This window comes from Janibacter endophyticus (genome assembly GCF_016888335.1).
Classification (GTDB): domain Bacteria; phylum Actinomycetota; class Actinomycetes; order Actinomycetales; family Dermatophilaceae; genus Marihabitans; species Marihabitans endophyticum.
Genome location: NZ_JAFEJG010000004.1, coordinates 2,138,980 through 2,158,302 on the forward strand (window position 1 = coordinate 2,138,980; position 19,323 = coordinate 2,158,302).

The window sequence follows — 19,323 nt, forward strand, 5'->3', positions numbered from 1 at the left end:
TTCTGGCGTGATCCTTGGATGCTACTCGGCAGGGCGCGCTCAGGCTGGGACGTCGACCACTTCGCGGACGCTGCGAGCGACATCGCGCGCCCTGGCCCGCAGCTCCGTGGCGTCCGGCCCGGCGGACAGCACGTCGCGGCTGCTCGAGGCGAGGACCTGGTCGAGCGCCCCGGCGAAGACCCGCCGCACGTCGTCGGCGGTCGCTCCCTGAGCCCCGAGACCGGGTGCGAGCAGCGGCCCTCCGGACGCCGGCAGGTCGATGCCGAGGTCACGCACCGCCTGGCCGACCGTCGCGCCGACGACGAGGCCGACGCTGCCGAGCTCGCCGCGCCCGCGGGCGTCGGCGTTGTCCCCAGCAGCCCCCTCCGCGATCGTCGCCGCGACCGAACGGCCGTCCACGCCGCGGGCGTGCTGCACCGAGGCTCCCTCGGGGTTGGAGGTGAGCGCGAGGACGAAGACCCCGCGGCCCGTCTGGTGGGCGAGGTCGATCGCCGGCCGCAGCGACTCGTAGCCGAGGTAGGGGCTCAGCGTGATCGCGTCGGCGGCCGCCGGGGCGTCCTCGCCGAGGAAGGCCTCCGCGTAGGCGTCGACGGTGGAGCCGATGTCGCCGCGCTTGACGTCAAGGACGGACAGGGTGCCCGCCACCCGCAGCTCGTCGAGGACCCGCTCGAGGAGGGCCACCCCCTTCGCCCCGAACACCTCGAAGAGCGCGGACTGGGGCTTGACCGCCGCCACCGAGCCGGCGAAGGCCTCCACGCAGGTCAGCGCGAAGCGCTCCACGCCGGCGTAGTCGTAGGTCAGCCCCCACGACTCGACGAGCCCGCGGTGCGGGTCGATGCCGGCGCACAGCGGGCCGTGCTCGTCCATGGCGGCCCGCAGCCGCTGCCCGAACGTGCTGTCCAGGGCGCTCATCGCAGTCCTCCGTCGTGCGCGATGCCGACGACGTCGGCGAGCCGGGCGACCCCGCGGGCCTCGAGGGCGGCGGCCAGCTCGTGGCCGACACGCATCGGGGCCGTCGGGTCGTTGAAGGCGGCGGTGCCGACCTGGACGGCGCAGGCACCTGCCGCGACGAGCTCGAGCGCGTCGAGGCCGGTCCGGACACCACCGACGCCGACGATCGGGACGGTCGGGATGCGGCCCTCGCGCATCGCGCCGGCGACCTGCCAGATCGCCCGCACGGCCATCGGGCGGATGGCCGGGCCGGAGAGCCCGCCCGTCGTCGCGATGAGGTGCGGGCGCAGCCGGTCGGTGTCGATGGCGACACCGAGCGTCGTGTTGATCATCGTCAGCCCGTGCGCCCCCGCCTTGAGGACGGCGGCGGCGATCTCGACGATCTCGGTGACGTCGGGGCTCAGCTTCGCGAGCATGGGGATGCCGCGCGGCACCTCCTCGCGCACGAGGGTGAGCACCTTGTGCGAGCTCGCCGGGTCGCACGCGAAGACGAGGCCGCGGTTGGCGACGTTGGGGCAGGAGATGTTGACCTCGATCGCGGCGACCGCCGACGCGTAGGGCGAGCGGACGACGGTGCGCGCCACGGCGGCGAACTCGCTGGCCGTCGAGCCGGCGATCGAGACGACGACGCGGGCGCCCACCGAGTGCAGCCAGGCGAGGTCCTTCTCGACGAAGGCCTTGACGCCCGGCCCCTGGAGACCGATGGAGTTGAGCATCCCCGAGTCGGTCTCGGCCATGCGCGGTGTGCCCCGGCCGCTGACGGGTGCGAGCTTGACCGACTTCGTAACGAAGGCACCGAGCTCGGCGACGTCGATGAAGCGGTGCATCTCGCGGCCGTTCGCGGCGCAGCCGGAGGCGGTCATCATCGGGTTGGGCAGCCGGACCCCCCCGAGGTCGACGGACATGTCGACGGTCATCGGGTCACCGCCGGAGGGGCGCCGACCGCGTCGTCAGGGACGACGCACCGCCCGTCGAGGAAGGCGTCCCAGCGCACCCGGTCGCCGCGGAAGACGGGACCCTCGACGCAGGAGCGGACCATCGAGGTCACGCCCTGGGCGTCGCGGACCGGCATGACGCAGGTCATGCAGATGCCGACACCGCAGGCCATGGCCTCCTCGACCGCGACCTGGGCGACGATCCCGTGCTGCTCGGCGATCTCGTGCAGGGAGCGGAGCATGCCCATCGGGCCGCAGCCGTAGATGACGCCCGCTCCGGTGCGCGTGAGGATCTCGGGGAGGACGTCGCTCACCCAGCCCTGCGTCCCGGCCGACCCGTCGTCGGTGGTCACCGTGACACCCTCGGCGCTGCGACGGGCCTCGACGACGCCGAAGAGGCGGTCGGCGCTCGCCGCGCCGAGGACCATCTCGACGTGGCAGCCGCGCCCACGGAGCACGTCCGCGAGCCAGAAGAGCGGGGCCGAGCCGTAGCCGCCGCCGACGAGGACGCACGGCACCGGGTCCTTCGGGATCGGGAACGGGCGCCCCAGGGGGCCGATGACGCTCACCGTCGCGCCCGTGGGCAGCGCCACGAGCTGCTCGGTGCCCGGGCCGGCAGCGGCGACGACGACCTCGACGGTCCCGCCGTAGGAGCCGGACGGCCTGACCCGGTGGATCGAGAAGCTGCGTCGCAGGAGCATCGAGGAGTGCACGCCCCCGACGGCGACCGCGACGAACTGCCCTGGGCGGGCCAGCTCGGGCAGCCCCGGCGCGACGATCGTCATGTGCTGGTAGGCGCCGACCTGCTGGCTGGCGATGAGCTCGCCCTCCACCTGGACGACCCCGGCTCCCTCCCGGGCTGCGACGACCTGGGTCATCGACCGATCCCGTAGAGGTCGAGAGCCTTGGCGTGCTCCTGGAGCGGGGTGACGTCCATCTCGCCGTTCATCCGCGACTCGATCGCCTGGACCGCAGCGCCGAGCGACTGGACGGTGGTGACGATCGGTCGGTCCATCGCCGTCGTGGCGGCCCGGATCGCGTAGCCGTCGGCCCGGGCGTCCTGGCCCGAGGGGGTGTTGAAGACCAGGGCGATCTCGCCGGCGAGGATCCGGTCGACGACGCTCTGGTCACCCTCCTGCCGCTCGCTGTGCTTGAGCGCCACCTCGGCCTCGATCCCGTTGCGGCGCAGCACCTCTGCCGTGCCCTCGGTCGCGAGGATCGTGAAGCCGAGGTCGGCAAGCCGCTTGACCGGGAAGATCATCGCCCGCTTGTCACGGTTGGCGACGGAGACGAAGATCGTGCCCTCGGTCGGCAGCCCGTTGGAGACCGCGCCGAGCTGGCTCTTGGCGAAGGCCGAGCCGAAGTCGCGGTCGATTCCCATGACCTCGCCGGTGCTGCGCATCTCCGGCCCGAGGAGGCTGTCGACGACGTCGCCCTCCTTGGTCCGGAAACGCTTGAACGGCAGGACGGCCTCCTTGACCGCCATCGGCGCGTGCGCCGGCATCGAGCCACCGTCGACGTGCGCCGGGAGCATCCCCTCCGCCCGCAGCTCGGCGATGCTCGCACCGAGCATCACCCGGGCGGCCGCCTTCGCGAGCGGGACACCCGTCGCCTTGGCGACGAAGGGGACGGTGCGCGACGCCCGCGGGTTGGCCTCGAGGACGTAGAGGACGTCCTGGGCGAGTGCGAACTGGACGTTCATCAGTCCACGCACGCCGATCCCTTCGGCCAGCTTGAGCGTGGCCTCCCGGACCCGCTGCAGCTCGCTCGCCCCAAGGGTGGCCGGCGGGAGGGTGCACGAGGAGTCGCCGGAGTGGATGCCGGCCTCCTCGATGTGCTCCATGATCCCCCCGAGGTACATCTCCTCGCCGTCGTAGAGCGCGTCGACGTCGATCTCGATCGCGTCGTCGAGGAAGCGATCGACGAGGATCGGGTGCTCCGGGCTGGCCAGCGCGGCGCGGGTGACGTACTCGCTGAGGGTGTCGTCGTCGTAGACGATCTCCATGCCGCGACCGCCGAGGACGTAGGACGGCCGGACGAGGACCGGGTAGCCGATCTCGCCGGCGATCTCGACGGCCTCCTCGGCGCTGAAGGCGGTGCCGTGCTTCGGCGCGTTGAGCCGGGCCTCGTGCATGACGCGGCCGAACGCACCGCGGTCCTCGGCGAGGTGGATCGCCTCGGGCGAGGTGCCCACGACGGGGACCCCCGCGTCCTTGAGCGCCTGGGCCAGGCCGAGCGGCGTCTGCCCGCCGAGCTGGACGATGACACCGGCGACCGGCCCGGCCTGCGTCTCGGCGTGGATGACCTCGAGCACGTCCTCGAGGGTCAGCGGCTCGAAGTAGAGGCGGCTGCTCGTGTCGTAGTCGGTCGAGACCGTCTCAGGGTTGCAGTTGACCATCACCGTGTCGTAGCCGGCCTCGCGCAGGGCGAAGGAGGCGTGGACGCAGGAGTAGTCGAACTCGACGCCCTGACCGATCCGGTTCGGGCCGGAGCCGAGGATGATGACGGCCGGGTTCTCGCGCCGCTCTACCTCACTCTCCTCGTCGTACGAGGAGTAGTAGTACGGGGTCTGGGCCTCGAACTCTGCGGCGCAGGTGTCCACCGTCTTGTAGACCGGGCGGATGCCGAGCGAGTGGCGCACCCCGCGGACGACCTGCTCGGGCATGCGGCGCAGCCGCGCGACCTGCGCGTCGGAGAAGCCGTGCCGCTTCGCGAGCGTCAGCACCTCGGGCGAGAGCCGCTCGGCGTCGTGGATCTCCTGGGCGAGGCCGTTGATCAGGGCGATCTGGTCGAGGAACCAGGGGTCGATCTTCGTCGCCTCGTGGGCCTCCTCGACGGTGCAGCCGCCCCGCATGGCCTGCTGCACCTGGACGATCCGCCCGTCGGTCGGGACCTTCGCCTCCTCGAGCAGCGCGAGGGCCTGCTCGCGGGTCGGCTCGTCGCCGTCCCAGTGGAAGGCGGCACCCTTGCGCTCGACCGAGCGGAGCGCCTTCTGCAGCGCCTCGGTGAAGTTGCGGCCGAGCGACATGGCCTCGCCGACGGACTTCATCGTCGTCGTGAGCGTGGGGTCGGCGGCCGGGAACTTCTCGAAGGCGAAGCGCGGCACCTTGACGACGACGTAGTCGATGGTCGGCTCGAAGGCGGCCGGTGTCACCCGGGTGATGTCGTTGGGGACCTCGTCGAGGGTGTAGCCGATGGCCATCTTCGCGGCGATCTTGGCGATCGGGAAGCCGGTGGCCTTGGACGCCAGCGCCGAGGACCGCGACACGCGCGGGTTCATCTCGATGACGATGATCCGACCGTCCTCGGGGTTGACCGCGAACTGGATGTTGCAGCCACCGGTGTCGACGCCGACCTCGCGGATGACCGCGATGCCGATGTCGCGCAGCCGCTGGTACTCGCGGTCGGTGAGGGTCAGCGCCGGGGCGACGGTGATCGAGTCACCGGTGTGCACGCCCATCGGGTCGAGGTTCTCGATGGAGCAGACGACGACGACGTTGTCGGCGTGGTCGCGCATGAGCTCGAGCTCGTACTCCTTCCACCCGAGGATGGACTCCTCGAGGAGGACCTCGGTCGTCGGGCTGTACTGCAGGCCGGCGCCACCGATGCGGCGCAGGTCGACCTCGTCGTACGCGAAGCCCGAACCGAGCCCGCCCATCGTGAAGGAGGGCCGGACGACAACCGGGTAGCCGAGGTCGTCGGCGGCCGCGAGGAGCTCGTCCATCGAGTGGCAGATGACCGAGCGGGCCGACTCGGCGCCGCAACGCTCGACGACGCCCTTGAAGCGCTCACGGTCCTCGCCGAGCTCGATCGCCTCGACATTGGCGCCGATGAGCGGGCAGTCGTACTTCTCGAGGACACCGGCCTCGTGCAACGAGATCGCGGTGTTGAGGGCGGTCTGCCCGCCGAGGGTCGCGAGGACCGCGTCGGGGCGCTCCTTGGCGATGATCTTCTCGACGACCTCGGGGGTGATCGGCTCGACGTACGTGGCGTCGGCGAACTCCGGGTCGGTCATGATCGTCGCCGGGTTGGAGTTGACGAGGATGACGCGGATGCCCTCCTCGCGCAGGACGCGGCAGGCCTGGGTGCCGGAGTAGTCGAACTCGCAGGCCTGGCCGATGACGATCGGGCCGGAGCCGATGACGAGGACGCTGGAGATGTCGGTGCGCTTGGGCATCAGCTGGTGGCTCCCTTGGCGGTCTGCTCCATGAGCGTGACGAAACGGTCGAAGAGGTGGGCCGAGTCGTGCGGTCCGGAGGCCGCCTCGGGGTGGAACTGGACGGAGAACGCTGGTCGGTCGAGACACTCCAGACCCTCGACGACATCGTCGTTGAGCCCGATGTGGCTGACGCGGACGCGGCCGTAGTCGGTCTCAGCCGCGCCCTCGAGCGGAGCGTCGACGGCGAAGCCGTGGTTCTGCGAGGTGATCTCGACGCGGCCGGTGGCGACGTCCTTGACCGGCTGGTTGATGCCGCGGTGGCCGAACTTCAGCTTGTACGTGCCGAAGCCGAGCGCCCGGCCGAGCACCTGGTTGCCGAAGCAGATGCCGAAGAGCGGCAGCCCGGCGTCGAGCACCTCACGGACCAGTGCGACCTGGTGGTCGGCCGTCGCGGGGTCACCGGGCCCGTTGGAGAGGAAGACGCCGTCGGGCTGCACGGCGCGGACGTCCTCGAGGGTCGCGCTCGCCGGGAGGATGTGCACCTCGACGCCGCGCTCGGTCATCCGCTGCGGCGTCATGGCCTTGATGCCGAGGTCGATGGCCGCGACGGTGAAGCGCTTCTCCCCCACGGCCGGGACGACGTAGGCCTCCTTCGTCGTGACCTCGGACGCGAGCTCGGCGCCCTTCATGCTCGGACTGGCCTGCACCCGGGTGACGAGGTCCTTCTCGGGCGCCTCAGCCATCTCGCCGGTGAAGATGCCGATCCGCATCGAACCCTTGTCGCGCAGGTGGCGGGTCAGGGCCCGGGTGTCGATCTCGCAGATCCCGACGATCCCCTGGGTGACGAGCTCCTCCTCGAGCGGGTGCGTGGCGCGCCAACTCGAGGGGCGGATCGCGGGGTCGCGCACGACGAACCCGGCGACCCAGATCTGGGCCGACTCGTCGTCCTCGCCGTTCCAGCCGGTGTTGCCGATGTGCGGCATCGTCATGACGACGACCTGGCGGTGGTAGCTGGGATCGGTGAGGGTCTCTTGGTAGCCGGACATCCCGGTGGAGAAGACGGCCTCGCCGAGGGTCTCCCCCACGGCGCCGAAGGAGCGGCCCCGGAAGACGCGCCCGTCCTCGAGGACGAGCAGGGCGGGCAGGCGCTGGGTCATGCGTGAGCCTCTCCCGCGGCAGCGGTGACGCGGCCGCGCAGGATCGTCGTGCGGACGGCACCGGTGAAGGTCCGCCCGTGGTAGGGGTTGTTGCGCGAGAGCGAGGCCGAGGCGTCGCGGTCGACAGTCACCTCGGCGGCCGGGTCGACGAGGACGAGGTTGGCCGGGGCGCCGACCTCGATGGCGCGACCGTGATCGGCGAGCCCGGCGATGCGGGCGGGGGCGGTCGACATGACCCGCGCGAGACCGGCGAGGTCCATCGCACCGCTGCGGACCATGACGTCGTGGACGACGGAGAAGGCCGTCTCGAGGCCGAGCATCCCGAAGGCCGCGTCGACGAAGGCGTGCTCCTTGTCGTGCCGGGCGTGCGGAGCGTGGTCCGTGGCGACGACGTCGATCGTGCCGTCGGCCAGGCCCGCCCGCAGGGCCGCGACGTCCTCGGCAGGGCGAAGGGGTGGGTTGACCTTGTAGACCGGGTCGTAGCCGGCGAGCAGGTCAGCGGTGAGCAGGAGGTGGTGGGGCGTCACCTCGGCGGTGATGCGGGCCCCCTTCGCCTTGGCCCAGCGCACGACGTCGAGCCCCTCGGCCGTCGTGACGTGCGCGACGTGCACCCGGGCACCGGTGAGCAGGCTGAGCTGGGCGTCACGGGCGATGATCGTCGCCTCCGCTGCCGCAGGCCACCCCGGCAGCCCCAGCCGCCCCGACAACTCGCCCTCGTGGCAGCACGCCGTCGGGCCGGCGAGCTCGGGGTCCTGGGAGTGCTGGCTGATGACGCCGTCGAAGGCCCGGACGTACTCGAGCGCCCGCCGCATGACGCGGGCGTCGCCCACGCAGCGGCCGTCGTCGGAGAAGACGGTGACCCCTGCCCGCGAGCGGTGCATCAGGCCGAGCTCGGCGAGCTCGGCACCCTCGAGCCCCTTCGTGACCGAGCCGATCGGCTGGACGTCGACGAGGCCCGTGGCGCGGCCGAGATCGAGGACCCGCTCGGCGGCCTCGCCGGTGTCGGTGACCGGGTTGGTGTTGGCCATGGCGAGCACGGCCGTGTAGCCGCCGATCGCGGCAGCGGCCGAGCCGGTGGCAATCGTCTCGGCGTCCTCACGGCCCGGCTCGCGAAGGTGCGTGTGCAGGTCGACGAGGCCCGGGAGGAGGACGAGCCCGTCCGCGTCGACGACCTCGGCGTCCCCCTTGGCCCCTGACGCGTCGGCGCCGAGCGCCGCGACGCGCCCGTCCCGGACGAGGACGTCGGTTGCGTCGCCGTCGAGGACACGGGCCCCGGTGATGAGCAGGTCGCTCATGCCGCACTCCCCTCTCCGCCGGCCAGCAGGTGGTAGAGGACGCTCATCCGCACGGCGACACCGGCGCTCACCTGGTCGAGGACGAGTGAGCTCGCCGCGTCGGCGGCGTCGGCGGCGATCTCGAGGCCACGATTCATCGGGCCGGGGTGGAGGATGACGCCCTCGGGCTGCCGGTCCAGGTAGGCGGCGAGGCGCGGGCGGGTCAGCCCGTAGCCGACGGTGTACTCCCGGGGCGTCGGGAAGTATCCGCCGCTCATCCGCTCCTTCTGGACCCGCAGCATCATCAGGGCGTCGGGTCCCTGGGCGAGGACGTCATCGAGGTCGTGGCTCATCGTCCAGCCGTCGTGCTCGGCCCAGGCTCGAGCACCGCTCGGCATGAGCGTCGGCGGAGCGACGACGGTGACCCGCGCCCCGAGCAGCGGCAACGAGAGGAGGTTGGAGCGGAAGACTCGGCTGTGGGTGACGTCGCCGACGATCGCGACGTGCCGGCCCTCGAGGGAGCCGAGCCGGCGCTCGAGGGTGTAGGCGTCGAGCAGCGCCTGGGTGGGGTGCTCGTGGGTGCCGTCGCCGGCGTTGACGACCCTCGTCGCCGAGCCGGACTCGTCGAGCCACCGGGCCACCTGGTGCGCGGCCCCAGAGGCCATGTGCCGCATGACGATCGCGTCGACGCCCATCGCGGCGATGGTCATCGTCGTGTCGCGCAGGCTCTCGCCCTTGCTCGTCGAGCTGCCCTTGCCGGTGATGTTGATCGTGTCCGCAGACATCCACTTGCCCGCGATCTCGAAGGAGCTCCGGGTGCGCGTGGAGTCCTCGAAGAAGAGGTTGATGACGGTGCGCCCGCGCAGGGTCGGGATCTTCTTGACCTCCCGGCGCTGGACGTCGTGCATCTCGGCCGCGGTGTCGAGCAGCTGCCTGACGCCGGCGGCGTCGAGATCGGCGACGGAGAGGAGGTGCCGGGCGCTCATCGGGAGCCACCGCCGATCGTCACCGAGTCTTCCTGACCGTCGTGGCCCGCGAGCCGCACCATGACCCGCTCGCTGTGCGACGTCGGGAGGTTCTTGCCCACGTGGTCGGCCCGGATCGGCAGCTCGCGGTGACCCCGGTCGACGAGGACGGCGAGCTGCACGGCGCGCGGTCGGCCGTAGTCGGCCAGCGCGTCGAGCGCGGCCCGGACGGTCCGGCCGGAGTAGAGGACGTCGTCGACGAGGACGACGGTGCGGCCGTCGACCCCTTCGCTGGGGATGCGGGTCTCCCGGGGCGACCTGGTGGGCTGCCGGCGGAGGTCGTCGCGGTACATCGTCACGTCGAGGGAGCCGACGGGTACCGCGCGGCCCTCGACCTCGGCGACGAGGCGGGCCAGCCGGTGGGCGAGCTCCACGCCCCGGGACGGGATGCCCAGCAGGACGAGGTCCTCGGCGCCCTTGTTGCGCTCGACGATCTCGTGCGCGATGCGCTTGAGCGCCCGGGCGATGTCACCGGCGGAGAGGACCTCGCGATCGGCGGAGGCGCCCTCGGGGGTCGGGGTGGTGTCAGGACACATGCGTGCCTCAGACCTCCTTCTCTGCCTCACGGGACAGTGGTTAAAGGATGTCGTGCGCCGCCCACTCTACGGCCTGGCCGCGGACCCGCCGAACGCGCCCGCCTGGCGGGAGAACACTGACGATTTGGTTATCCGAGACATAACATCTGATTATGGGTCGGTGACCTCCCCCATCCTCGAGCTCCGCGCCGTGCGCAAGGAGTTCTCCTCCCGCCGCGGCCCCGTCGTCGCGCTCGACGACATCGACCTGAGCATCGAGCGCGGCTCGATCCACGGCATCGTGGGCCGGTCCGGCGCCGGCAAGTCGACCCTCGTCCGCACGATCACCGGCCTCGAGGCGCCGACCTCCGGGCAGGTCGTCCTCGACGGCACGGACGTCGCGGGACTGCGCGGCAGCGAGCTGCGCGAGTTCCGCCAGCGTTTCGGCATGGTCTTCCAGCACGCCAACCTCCTGGACTCGCGCACCGCCGCCCGCAACATCGCGCTCCCCCTCGAGATCGCCGGCTGGTCGGCCGAGGACCGTCGTGCACGGGTCGCCGAGCTGCTCCGGCTGGTCGACCTCGAGGACCGGGCCGACAACCACCCCGCCCAGCTCTCCGGGGGCCAGCAGCAGCGCGTCGGCATCGCCCGCGGACTCGCGACGCGACCCGACATCCTCATCTGCGACGAGCCGACCTCGGCGCTCGACTCGACGACCACGCGCTCGATCCTCGAGCTGCTCCAGAGCCTGCGGGACGAGCTCGGCATCACGATCGTCGTCATCACCCACGAGCCGTCCGTCGTCCGCGAGATCTGCGACTCCGTCACCCTGCTCGGCGAGGGCCGCGTCCTCGAGAGCGGCCGCATCGCGGCCCTGGCCGGCGACCCGTCGACGTCGATCCACCGCGACCTCGTGCCGCTCCCCCTCGCGCCCACCGACGAGCTGCCCCGCACGGTGCTCGTGAGCCTCGGCGACGAGCCCGACGAGCTCGAGCGGGCGCTCACCGCCCTCCGGGCCGAGGGCACCCCCGCCCAGGTCGCCGCGGCGACCATCGAGCAGGTCGGCGGGCGGACCGTCGGTCGGGCGCGACTGCTCCTGCCCGAGGGCACCGACCGCGCGCGGGCCGAGCAGCAGCTCCGTGACTCCGGCGTCTCGGTCGAGGAGGTGACCCTGTGAGCGCCCCCGCCCCCTCCCCCTTCGCCCTCCCTGTCACGCTCCCCGCTCTGCTCACCGAGGACGGCCGCTGGCTGGACAACCCGGTGATCCGCGAGGGTCTGCTCAAAGCCACGTGGGAGACCCTCGCCATGACGGGGGTCTCCGGCCTCATCACCCTGCTCATCGGCGTGCCGCTCGGCGTGCTGCTCCAGGCGACGTCGCCTGGAGGCTTCAGCCCCAACGCCACCGCCCACCGGGTGCTCGGCGCGATCGTCAACGTCGGGCGCTCCATGCCCTTCCTCATCCTGATGATCGCGATCATCCCGTTCACCCGCTTCGTCGTCGGGACCACCGTCGGGTGGCAGGCCGCGGTCGTGCCGCTGACGATCGGCGCGATCCCCTTCTACGCCCGGCTCGTCGAGACCTCGCTGCGCGAGGTGTCCTCGGGCAAGGTCGAGGCTGCGCTCATGATGGGCGCGACTCGCGGTGAGCTCACCCGCAAGGTGCTCCTTCCCGAGGCGCTCCCAGGCATCGTCGCTGGCATGACGACGACGCTCATCGCGCTCGTCGGATACACCGCGATGGCCGGCGCGATCGGCGCCGGCGGCCTCGGTGCGGTCGCGATGACCTACGGCTACAACCGCTTCGAGTTCGACGTGATGATCGCCTGCGTCGTGGTCCTCGTCCTGCTCGTCCAGATCGTCCAGATGCTCGGCGACGCACTCGCGCGTCGTCTCGACCACCGCTGAAAGGAACCACCCATGCTCACCCGCACCACCCGCGTGCTCGCCCTCTCGTCCGTCGCGGCGCTCGCCATGACGGCCTGCGGCGCAGGCGGAGGTGATGAGGCCGCCCCCACCGCAGGGTCTGACGGCGTCACCAAGCTCGTCGTCGGTGCCTCCCCGACCCCGCACGCGAAGATCCTCGAGTTCGTCGACAGCGAGCTCGCGGCGGACGCCAAGCTCGACCTGGAGATCAAGCCGTTCGACGACTACGTCCAGCCGAACGTCCAGCTCTCCGAGGGCACGCTCGACGCTAACTACTTCCAGCACCTCCCGTACTACGAGGCGCAGGTCAAGGACAAGGGCTACGAGTTCGCCCACTTCGAGGGGGTCCACTACGAGCCCTTCGCCCTCTACAGCTCGACGCTCGGGGACGCCTCCGAGATCAAGGACGGCGCGCAGATTGGCATCAACAACGACCCCTCCAACCAGGGCCGTGCGCTGCAGCTGCTCGCCGAGAACGACCTGCTGACCCTCAAGGACGGCGTCGACGCGACGAACGCGACGATCTTCGACATCCAGGACAACCCGAAGAACCTCAAGCTCGTCGAGACGGACCCGGCCCAGCTCGTCCGCTCGCTCGAGGACCTCGACGCCGCCGTCATCAACGGCAACTACGCGCTCGAGGCCGACCTCAGCCCGACGAAGGACGCGATCCTCGTCGAGAAGGCGGACGGCAACGTCTACGCCAACTTCCTCACCGTGCAGGCGGGCGAGGAGGACAACGAGGCACTCAAGAAGCTCGACGAGCTCCTCCACTCCCCCGAGGTCAAGAAGTACATCGAGGAGACCTGGCCGGACGGCTCGGTGCTGCCGGCCTTCTGACGCTCAGCGGCGCCGCGCGCGACGGATGACGTCCCGTGCGGCGCTGCGCATCCGCGCGACGGTCACCGACGCCGTGATGGCCGCTGGAGCCGCTGGCTCCTCCGACGGCGGGCGGGGCAGCGAGCGCGCCAGCCATGACGCCTCGCCGCTGCGCGCGGCGATCTCGCCGTCCTTGGTCACCACGGGGACGTCCGCGGCCCGCAGGTCGCCGGAGCGCAGGTCGACCTGCTCGCTGAGGTAGCGCAGGATCACCGCGACGACCGCGGCGACCGGTACGGCGAGGAAGGCCCCGACGATCCCGAAGAGGGTGCTGCCCCCGGCGACCGCGAGCAGGATGATCCCGGCGTGCAGCTGCATCGAGCGGCCCTGGAGGAGCGGCTGGAGCACGTTGCCCTCGACCTGCTGGACGACGATGATGATCGCGAGCACGGCGAGCGCGGTCATCGGGCCCTGCGCGACGAGGGCGACGAGGACGGCGAGCGTCCCCACGGCGAAGGCCCCGACGATCGGGATGAACCCGCCGAAGAAGGTCAGGACCGCCAGCGCGAACGCCAGCGGCACGTCGAGGAGGACGAGCCCGAGGCCGATGAAGACCGCGTCGACCGCGGAGACGAGCGCCTGGGTGCGGATGAAGCCCCCGAGCGTGTTCCACGAGCGGGCAGAGACCTCGGTGAGGTGCCGGCCGGCGGTCCGGCCGGCCGTGCGCCGCAGGAAGGGCAGGAAGCGCGGCCCGTCCTTGAGGAAGAAGAAGGTCAGGACGAGCACGAGGGCGAGGGTCACGAGCGCCCGCCCGACGATCGCGACCCCGCTGTAGACACCGGACGCGATCTGGCTGCCGCGCTCGGAGAGCCAGGTGCGGGCCGTCTCGACGAGGTCGTTGATCGTCTCGCTGTCGATGTTGAAGGGCGGCTTGGCCAGCCGCTCCTGGACCTCGACGAGCCCGTTGCCCGCGGCGTCGGCGAGCTCGGTGGACTGGCCGACGAGCGAAGGGGTGATCGCTGCCAGCACCCCGACCACGAGAGCGAGGGAGGTCAGGAGGACGAGGATCGCGGCGAGCGCCGCCGGGACCCCGCGGCGGCGGAGCCACTCCGTCGGCGGCCACAGGATCGTCGTGACGATGAGGGCGAGGAGGACGGGGAAGACCCCGACCCAGATCTGTGCGAGGAGCCACCAGAGCAGGGCCACCGGGACTGCGATGATGAGGATCCGCAGGCACCAGCGGGAGACCTCGGCCAGACCCTGCCCGATGATCACCCCCCGGTCGACGCCGCGGTTGGTCAGCTCCTCGTGCCCGGGGACGGGTGGCTCCCCGGCGCCGACGACCGCGTTGTCCTGGGCGGTCTCCGCCGCGGTGGCGGTGCTGGTCTCGGGGAGGCGATCGGCGTCGCGGTCATCAGTCATCGTCCCCGCAGGCTATCCGGGGTCTGGGCTCCTACAGTGGCTGCATGGCTGCCCATCCGGTCCAGGTGCTCCCCGGCCGCGACGTCCCGCTCGGCGGGCTGCGTGCCCTGACGGTGCGGCGCTCGCTGCCCCACCGCGACCGGTCCTTCGTCGGGGCGTGGTGCTTCGTCGATCACTACGGCCCCGAGGAGGTCGGCGACGCAGAGCACGTCATGGACGTGCCGCCCCACCCGCACACAGGGCTGCAGACCGTCTCGTGGCTCTTCGAGGGTGTCGTCCAGCACGACGACAGCGGGGGTGTGAGCGCCCGGGTCCTCCCCGGCGAGGTCAACCTCATGACGGCGGGCAGCGGCATCGCCCACTCCGAGGTCTCCACCGACGAGACCGACCGGCTGCACGGCGTCCAGCTGTGGACCGTGCTCCCGGACGCCGACCGCCTCTCCGAGCGGCGTTTCGAGCACCACGCGCCGGCGACCGCGGCGCTGACCGACGGGGCGGGCACGGCGCTCGTCTTCATCGGCGAGATCGCCGGGGTCGACCGCTCCCCCGTCGCCACCTCGGCGCCGCTGCTCGGCGCGCAGCTCGACCTGCGCCCCGGCGCCGACCTCACCCTGCCCGTCGACCGCGCCTTCGAGCACGGGGTGCTCCTCGACGTCGGGGACGTGAGCGTCGCCGCCGGCACCGACGACCCGACGGCCCTCGCCTTCGGCGACCTCGCCTGCCTCGACCCCGGCCCCGGCTCTCTGCGTCTCGTCGCCGGCCCCGACGGAGCGCGCGTCATCCTCATCGGCGGCACCCCCTTCGAGGAGGAGATCGTCATGTGGTGGAACTTCATCGGGCGCAGCCACGAGGAGATCGAGCAGTTCCGGACCGCCTACGAGGGTGGCTCGGAGCAGTTCGGCGAGGTCCCCGGCTACTACGGTGGCCGGACCCGCATCCCCGCGCCGCCGCTCCCGCCGGTGCGGCTGCGTCCCCGCAACCGGAAGGGCAAGGCATGAGCGCGCTCACCGTCCAGCAGATCCTCGACGCCGACCTCGCGGACTGGCGCCCCGTCGCGGGCACCCTGCGGGCCCGCTTCCTCACGAAGGGGTTCACGACGGGCGTCGACCTCGTCACCGCCGTCGGCGAGGCCGCCGAGGCGGCCAACCACCACCCGGACGTCACCCTCACGTGGCCCTTCGTCGACCTCACCCTCGTCACCCACGACGAGGGCAACCGGGTCACCGCGCTCGACGTCGACCTCGCCCGGCAGATCTCGGCCCTTGCCGCGGAGCGCGGGGTCCCCGCCGACCCGGCCGCCCCCACCGTCCTCGAGCTCGCGCTCGACACCGCCGACAAGGCGGCGGTCGGTCCGTTCTGGGCAGCGGTGCTCACCGGCGACGCGAGCAACGTCGACGACGACGACATCACCGACCCCGGCGGCCGTGTCCCGCTGCTCTGGCTCCAGGGGACGGACGCCCACGAGGAGCCCCGCCAGCGCTTCCACCTCGACGTGTGGGTCGGCCCGGACCAGGCACAGCCGCGGATCGAGGCGGCGCTCGCGGCCGGGGGCACGCTCGTCGACGACTCTCTGGCCCCGTCCTTCGTCGTGCTGGCCGACGCCGAGGGCAACAAGGCGTGCATCTGCACGAGCCTCGACCGCGAGCAGCAGCGCCTCATCGACGGTTAGGCACGCCGCGGTCGCACGGCCGCTCCGTCGCGGCGGCCGGGCTCGATGACCGGCTCGTACGCGACGACCTCGGCGACCGTGCCGAGCCGCAGCACCTCCGCGAGGATCACCCGCGTCGGTGTCATGAGGTAGAGGTCGCCGGCCTCCCACTGCCGCAGCACCTCGGCGACCGGCTCCCACCCGGCCCGGACGGCCTCGGTCGTCGTGTTCGTGAGCACCTCGTCCTCGTCGGCGAGGACGAAGAAGGAGACGTCGAAGCGCTTCGGGCTGGCCGCAGGGGTCACCCAGTTGTCCCACGGCAGCAGCCGAGCCGGGTCGACGCGCAGCCCCGTCTCCTCCGCCAGCTCACGCACCGCCGCGGCGCGCAGCGCGGCGAGGACGTCACCGTCCGTGACGCTCGTCTGCGCCCACGCGGTGGCCGCCTCCGCGTGGGCGGCGGCATCCCCGGTCGCCTCACGGTCGCCCGGGTCGACCCGCCCGCCCGGGAAGACCACGGCACCGGCGGCGAAGTCCATCGTCGCCGCGCGGTGCTGGACGAAGACCTCGAGACCCGCCGCCCCGTCGCGCAGCGGGACGACGCTCACCGCGACCCGCGGCGTCACGGGCTCGACGAGCTGGCGCAGCATCGCCACCCGCGGCGGTCCGTCGAGCAGCCCGGCGGCAGCCTCGGCAGCGATGATGTCGTCCATCGACGACGGTGGGGGCTCCATGACCTCGTAGCCGCGCCGGAGGAACCACGGCGCGTCCCCCGGGACGTCCCGGTAGGTCCGCAGGCTGATCGCCAGCGCACCGCCGTCGCGGGCGCGCGCCTCGATGGCGTCGAGGAGGTCGCCACCGATCCCCTTGCCTCGGCTGGCGGGGTGCACGCAGAGCTGCTCGAGGTGCCAGACCGGGCCGTGCGGCCGGGCATGGGCGAGACCGACGACGGCTCCGTCGTGCCCCTCGACGACGAGGGCGAGCCCCTCTCCGCGCGGGGCGGCGCCCAGCGCCCCGAGGGCGGCGGCGTCGGCCGGCTGGGCGGGTCGGATCATGACGCTCCCTGCCGCTCCGCTCAGGCGAGCGTCGGCTTGACCTCGGCGATACGGGCCAGCAGCCCGTGGACGAACTTCGGCGAATCGTCGGTGCTCAGCTCGGTCGCGAGGGCCTTCGCCTCGGCGATGGCCACCGAGTCCGGCACCTCGTCGGACCAGAGGATCTCGAAGGTCCCGAGGCGCAGGATCGCCCGGTCGACGTCGGGCATCCGATCGAGGCTCCAGCCCTGGCTGTACGTCGTGAGCAGCTCGTCGATGTCACGCCAGTGGTCGACGACGCCGCTCACGAGGGTGCGCGTGTACTCCGGCAGCGGGTGCTCCGTCACCGGCTTCTCGACCCGCTCGGCGAGCAGCCCGCCGAGGTTGAGCCCGCGCGACTCGGCCTCGAAGAGGAGGTCGAGGGCGCGCTTGCGAGCCTTGCTGCGTGCCGACACTCAGCTCACGCGGCCGAGGTAGCTGCCGTCGCGGGTGTCGACCTTGATCTTCGTGCCCTGCTCGAGGAAGAGCGGGACCTGGATCTCGGCACCGGTCTCGACGGTCGCCGGCTTCGTGCCACCGGTCGAGCGGTCGCCCTGGAGGCCCGGCTCGGTGTAGGTGATCTCGAGGACGACCGAGGCGGGGAGCTCGATGAAGAGCACGTTGCCCTCGTTGCGGGCGACGACCGCCTCCTGGTTCTCGAGCATGTACTTGCGCGCGTCCCCGACGATCTCCGGGCTGACCGGGATCTGGTCGTAGGTGTCGGGGTCCATGAAGACGTAGTCGGTACCGTCGTTGTAGAGGTACTGCATGGTGCGGCGGTCGACGTTGGCCGTCTCGACCTTGGTGCCGGCGTTGAAGGTCTTGTCGATCGTCTTGCCCGTCGTCACGGACTTCAGCTTGGTCCGGACGAAGGCCGGGCCCTTGCCGGGCTTGACGTGCTGGAACTCCACGACCGACCAGAGCTGGTTGTCGATCCGCAGGACCATGCCGTTCTTGAGGTCGTTCGTCGATGCCACGTGCGTGCTGCGCCTTCGTCTCGGGGTTCGCGCGGGATCTGCCGCCCGCGCACGGAACGTCGGGCATCCTATCGGCCACGAGCCCCGAGTCCGAACCGACGTGAGCCCGTGCCCTATCCGCCGGCGGGCAGGTGCTCGTCGAGCCAGGCGTCGACCTCGGCGCGGCCGTCCTCCAGCACCGAGACGTGGCCCGCGCCCGGGACCCGGGTGTAGCGGAGGTCGACACCGCGCTCCTCGTACTGGCTGCTCAGGGTGTCGCTGAGGAGCGACGGGACGAGCTCGTCCTGGTCCCCGTGGACGAGGAGCACGGGGACCTGCGGGTCGAGCGCGGCAGCGTCGTTCGTCGAGACGGTCGCCCGGACCCTCGTGAGGTCGGCGCCGTCCCGGACGAAGGCACCGGTGCTCACGCCGCCGAAGCTGTCCGGCGCCGACAGCTCGGCGATGCACTCCTCCTCGAGTCGCGGCAGCAGCGCCAGCCCCTCCTCCGAGATCACCTCCGCCGGCTCGACCCCGGCGACGACCGCCGCGCTGTGGACGAGCGGCCCGATGAAGGCGCTGCTCGGCAGCCCCTCGCCGTCCCTGAGAAGGTCGAGCACGGAAGCCATCTGGGAGGGTGGCGCGAGCGCGGCCGCACCCCGCAGCCGCGCCGGGCCGGCGTCACCGCCGGCGAAGCGGGTGGCGAAGAGGGCCCCCTGCCCGCCCTGCGAGTGCCCGACCGCGACCCAGTCCCGCGACAGCAGGCCCGGGTGCAGCGCGTGGGCGGCGAGGACGATGTCCGCCACCGCCGCACCCTGCGACTCCCCCATGAGGTACGGGTGCGGTCCGGGCGTCCCGAGGCCCTCGTAGTCGGTGCGGACGACGGCGTAGCCCCGCTCGACGTACTCCGCGACGAAGCCGTCCATCGCGCCGCTGTAGACGCGGGCAGCCCCGCCGAGGGCGGCGCGCGAGGGAGCGCAGTCGTCGGCCAGGCCGGTCGTCCCGTGCGCCCAGGAGATCACCGGCCAGCCCCCCTCGGGCGCGGGCCGGTCAGGCACCGTGACGAGACCGGAGACCGCCGTCAGCTCGCCGTCCGCGCCCGTGGAGCGGTAGAGGACGAGGTCGGTGACCGCGCCCTCGAGCGTGCCCGCCCGGTCGACCGGCCGCCGCCAGATCACCGAGCCCGGCAGACCGGCTGCGGCCACCCCTTCGCCAGCGTCGTAGAAGTCCGCACCCGACGGGCCGAGCCTCACCTGGGGCGCGCCCCCGAGGGCTGCGGCGGCCGCCGGCGGCTCGTCCGCCCGGGGCTCGCCCACCTGCCGCGTCCCCCACCAGCCGGCGCCGGCGACGACCGCCAGCACGACGACGACGAGGAGAGCGCGCAGCGGCCCCCGCCGGGTGGAGCGCTGGGTGGAGGTCATGAGGCCCTTCGGCTCGCGGACGGATGCGGCATCGTCGCACAAACGGGAAGT

At 72.2% G+C, this 19,323-nt stretch carries 18 protein-coding genes; 5 read left to right on the top strand and 13 right to left on the bottom strand.

Annotated elements, in window-relative coordinates:
* Positions 1-39: 39 nt before the first annotated feature.
* The 8 genes from pyrF to pyrR are packed head-to-tail and all read right to left on the bottom strand — an operon-like array spanning position 40 to position 10,037.
* On the bottom strand, positions 40-912 hold the full coding sequence (pyrF, locus tag JNO54_RS10310; RefSeq protein WP_204143826.1) for an orotidine-5'-phosphate decarboxylase: 873 nt from the start codon (positions 910-912) through the stop codon (positions 40-42).
* A complete protein-coding gene (locus tag JNO54_RS10315) occupies positions 909-1,868 on the bottom strand; it encodes a dihydroorotate dehydrogenase (RefSeq protein WP_204143827.1) in 960 nt (319 codons plus the stop codon). Before JNO54_RS10315 ends, pyrF begins: the two co-directional genes overlap by 4 nt.
* Complete coding sequence (locus JNO54_RS10320) at positions 1,865-2,764, bottom strand: dihydroorotate dehydrogenase electron transfer subunit (RefSeq protein ID WP_204143828.1); 900 nt, start codon at positions 2,762-2,764, stop codon at positions 1,865-1,867. Before JNO54_RS10320 ends, JNO54_RS10315 begins: the two co-directional genes overlap by 4 nt.
* Positions 2,761-6,063 (bottom strand): carbamoyl-phosphate synthase large subunit, encoded by a 3,303-nt coding sequence (carB, locus tag JNO54_RS10325; RefSeq protein ID WP_204143829.1) that lies wholly within the window; start codon positions 6,061-6,063, stop codon positions 2,761-2,763. Before carB ends, JNO54_RS10320 begins: the two co-directional genes overlap by 4 nt.
* Positions 6,063-7,202 carry a glutamine-hydrolyzing carbamoyl-phosphate synthase small subunit gene (gene carA, locus JNO54_RS10330; protein ID WP_204143830.1) on the bottom strand — a complete coding sequence of 380 codons (1,140 nt, stop codon included), beginning with the start codon at positions 7,200-7,202 and terminating at the stop codon, positions 6,063-6,065. The genes carB and carA overlap by 1 nt, the downstream gene beginning before the upstream one ends.
* Positions 7,199-8,497, bottom strand: a complete 1,299-nt coding sequence (locus JNO54_RS10335; RefSeq protein WP_204143831.1) for a dihydroorotase — start codon at positions 8,495-8,497, stop codon at positions 7,199-7,201. Before JNO54_RS10335 ends, carA begins: the two co-directional genes overlap by 4 nt.
* Positions 8,494-9,462 (bottom strand): aspartate carbamoyltransferase catalytic subunit, encoded by a 969-nt coding sequence (locus JNO54_RS10340; RefSeq protein ID WP_204143832.1) that lies wholly within the window; start codon positions 9,460-9,462, stop codon positions 8,494-8,496. The genes JNO54_RS10335 and JNO54_RS10340 overlap by 4 nt, the downstream gene beginning before the upstream one ends.
* A complete protein-coding gene (gene pyrR / locus JNO54_RS10345; protein ID WP_204143833.1) occupies positions 9,459-10,037 on the bottom strand; it encodes a bifunctional pyr operon transcriptional regulator/uracil phosphoribosyltransferase PyrR in 579 nt (192 codons plus the stop codon). Before pyrR ends, JNO54_RS10340 begins: the two co-directional genes overlap by 4 nt.
* Positions 10,038-10,197: 160 nt before the next feature.
* On the opposite strand from pyrR, the gene JNO54_RS10350 reads away from it, so the two are divergent.
* Genes JNO54_RS10350 through JNO54_RS10360 form a run of 3 tightly spaced genes read left to right on the top strand, consistent with a single transcriptional unit; the run spans position 10,198 to position 12,779 of the window.
* Positions 10,198-11,193, top strand: a complete 996-nt coding sequence (locus JNO54_RS10350) for a methionine ABC transporter ATP-binding protein (protein ID WP_307818162.1) — start codon at positions 10,198-10,200, stop codon at positions 11,191-11,193.
* A gap of 47 nt (positions 11,194-11,240) precedes the next feature.
* Entirely contained in the window at positions 11,241-11,921 is a 681-nt protein-coding gene (locus JNO54_RS10355; RefSeq protein ID WP_267911330.1) for a methionine ABC transporter permease, read from the top strand.
* A gap of 12 nt (positions 11,922-11,933) precedes the next feature.
* The gene (locus tag JNO54_RS10360) at positions 11,934-12,779 is read left to right on the top strand and encodes a MetQ/NlpA family ABC transporter substrate-binding protein (RefSeq protein ID WP_204143835.1); all 846 of its coding nucleotides are present in this window, start codon (positions 11,934-11,936) and stop codon (positions 12,777-12,779) included.
* A gap of 3 nt (positions 12,780-12,782) precedes the next feature.
* Here JNO54_RS10360 and JNO54_RS10365 read toward each other — a convergent pair whose 3' ends face one another.
* Positions 12,783-14,180 (bottom strand): AI-2E family transporter, encoded by a 1,398-nt coding sequence (locus JNO54_RS10365; RefSeq protein WP_204143836.1) that lies wholly within the window; start codon positions 14,178-14,180, stop codon positions 12,783-12,785.
* A 44-nt stretch (positions 14,181-14,224) separates the two neighbouring features.
* Here JNO54_RS10365 and JNO54_RS10370 point away from each other — a divergent pair, with 44 nt between their 5' ends.
* On the top strand, positions 14,225-15,178 hold the full coding sequence (locus tag JNO54_RS10370; protein WP_204143837.1) for a pirin family protein: 954 nt from the start codon (positions 14,225-14,227) through the stop codon (positions 15,176-15,178).
* Complete coding sequence (locus JNO54_RS10375; protein ID WP_204143838.1) at positions 15,175-15,849, top strand: 4a-hydroxytetrahydrobiopterin dehydratase; 675 nt, start codon at positions 15,175-15,177, stop codon at positions 15,847-15,849. The genes JNO54_RS10370 and JNO54_RS10375 overlap by 4 nt, the downstream gene beginning before the upstream one ends.
* On the opposite strand, the gene JNO54_RS10380 is transcribed toward JNO54_RS10375, so the two are convergent.
* From JNO54_RS10380 to JNO54_RS10395, 4 genes are all read right to left on the bottom strand, one after another.
* On the bottom strand, positions 15,846-16,880 hold the full coding sequence (locus JNO54_RS10380) for a GNAT family N-acetyltransferase (RefSeq protein WP_204143839.1): 1,035 nt from the start codon (positions 16,878-16,880) through the stop codon (positions 15,846-15,848). The two genes, JNO54_RS10375 and JNO54_RS10380, sit on opposite strands and share 4 nt — an antisense overlap.
* A gap of 20 nt (positions 16,881-16,900) precedes the next feature.
* Entirely contained in the window at positions 16,901-17,314 is a 414-nt protein-coding gene (gene nusB / locus JNO54_RS10385) for a transcription antitermination factor NusB (protein ID WP_204143840.1), read from the bottom strand.
* The gene (gene efp / locus JNO54_RS10390; RefSeq protein WP_204143841.1) at positions 17,315-17,875 is read right to left on the bottom strand and encodes an elongation factor P; all 561 of its coding nucleotides are present in this window, start codon (positions 17,873-17,875) and stop codon (positions 17,315-17,317) included.
* A gap of 113 nt (positions 17,876-17,988) precedes the next feature.
* Positions 17,989-19,272, bottom strand: coding sequence for an alpha/beta hydrolase family protein (locus JNO54_RS10395; protein ID WP_204143842.1), 1,284 nt, complete (start codon positions 19,270-19,272; stop codon positions 17,989-17,991).
* Positions 19,273-19,323 lie beyond the last annotated feature (51 nt).

What these genes read in the sequence shown, in the direction of transcription:
- pyrF (WP_204143826.1), bottom strand. Translation starts at nt 912, where the DNA reads ATGAGCGCCCTGGACAGCACGTTCGGGCAGCGGCTGCGGGCCGCCATG.
- carA (WP_204143830.1), bottom strand. Translation starts at nt 7,202, where the DNA reads ATGACCCAGCGCCTGCCCGCCCTGCTCGTCCTCGAGGACGGGCGCGTC.
- JNO54_RS10360 (WP_204143835.1), top strand. Translation starts at nt 11,934, where the DNA reads ATGCTCACCCGCACCACCCGCGTGCTCGCCCTCTCGTCCGTCGCGGCG.
- JNO54_RS10315 (WP_204143827.1), bottom strand. Translation starts at nt 1,868, where the DNA reads ATGACCGTCGACATGTCCGTCGACCTCGGGGGGGTCCGGCTGCCCAAC.
- JNO54_RS10335 (WP_204143831.1), bottom strand. Translation starts at nt 8,497, where the DNA reads ATGAGCGACCTGCTCATCACCGGGGCCCGTGTCCTCGACGGCGACGCA.
- JNO54_RS10365 (WP_204143836.1), bottom strand. Translation starts at nt 14,180, where the DNA reads ATGACTGATGACCGCGACGCCGATCGCCTCCCCGAGACCAGCACCGCC.
- JNO54_RS10375 (WP_204143838.1), top strand. Translation starts at nt 15,175, where the DNA reads ATGAGCGCGCTCACCGTCCAGCAGATCCTCGACGCCGACCTCGCGGAC.
- JNO54_RS10370 (WP_204143837.1), top strand. Translation starts at nt 14,225, where the DNA reads ATGGCTGCCCATCCGGTCCAGGTGCTCCCCGGCCGCGACGTCCCGCTC.
- JNO54_RS10320 (WP_204143828.1), bottom strand. Translation starts at nt 2,764, where the DNA reads ATGACCCAGGTCGTCGCAGCCCGGGAGGGAGCCGGGGTCGTCCAGGTG.
- JNO54_RS10380 (WP_204143839.1), bottom strand. Translation starts at nt 16,880, where the DNA reads ATGATCCGACCCGCCCAGCCGGCCGACGCCGCCGCCCTCGGGGCGCTG.
- pyrR (WP_204143833.1), bottom strand. Translation starts at nt 10,037, where the DNA reads ATGTGTCCTGACACCACCCCGACCCCCGAGGGCGCCTCCGCCGATCGC.
- JNO54_RS10340 (WP_204143832.1), bottom strand. Translation starts at nt 9,462, where the DNA reads ATGAGCGCCCGGCACCTCCTCTCCGTCGCCGATCTCGACGCCGCCGGC.
- JNO54_RS10395 (WP_204143842.1), bottom strand. Translation starts at nt 19,272, where the DNA reads ATGACCTCCACCCAGCGCTCCACCCGGCGGGGGCCGCTGCGCGCTCTC.
- carB (WP_204143829.1), bottom strand. Translation starts at nt 6,063, where the DNA reads ATGCCCAAGCGCACCGACATCTCCAGCGTCCTCGTCATCGGCTCCGGC.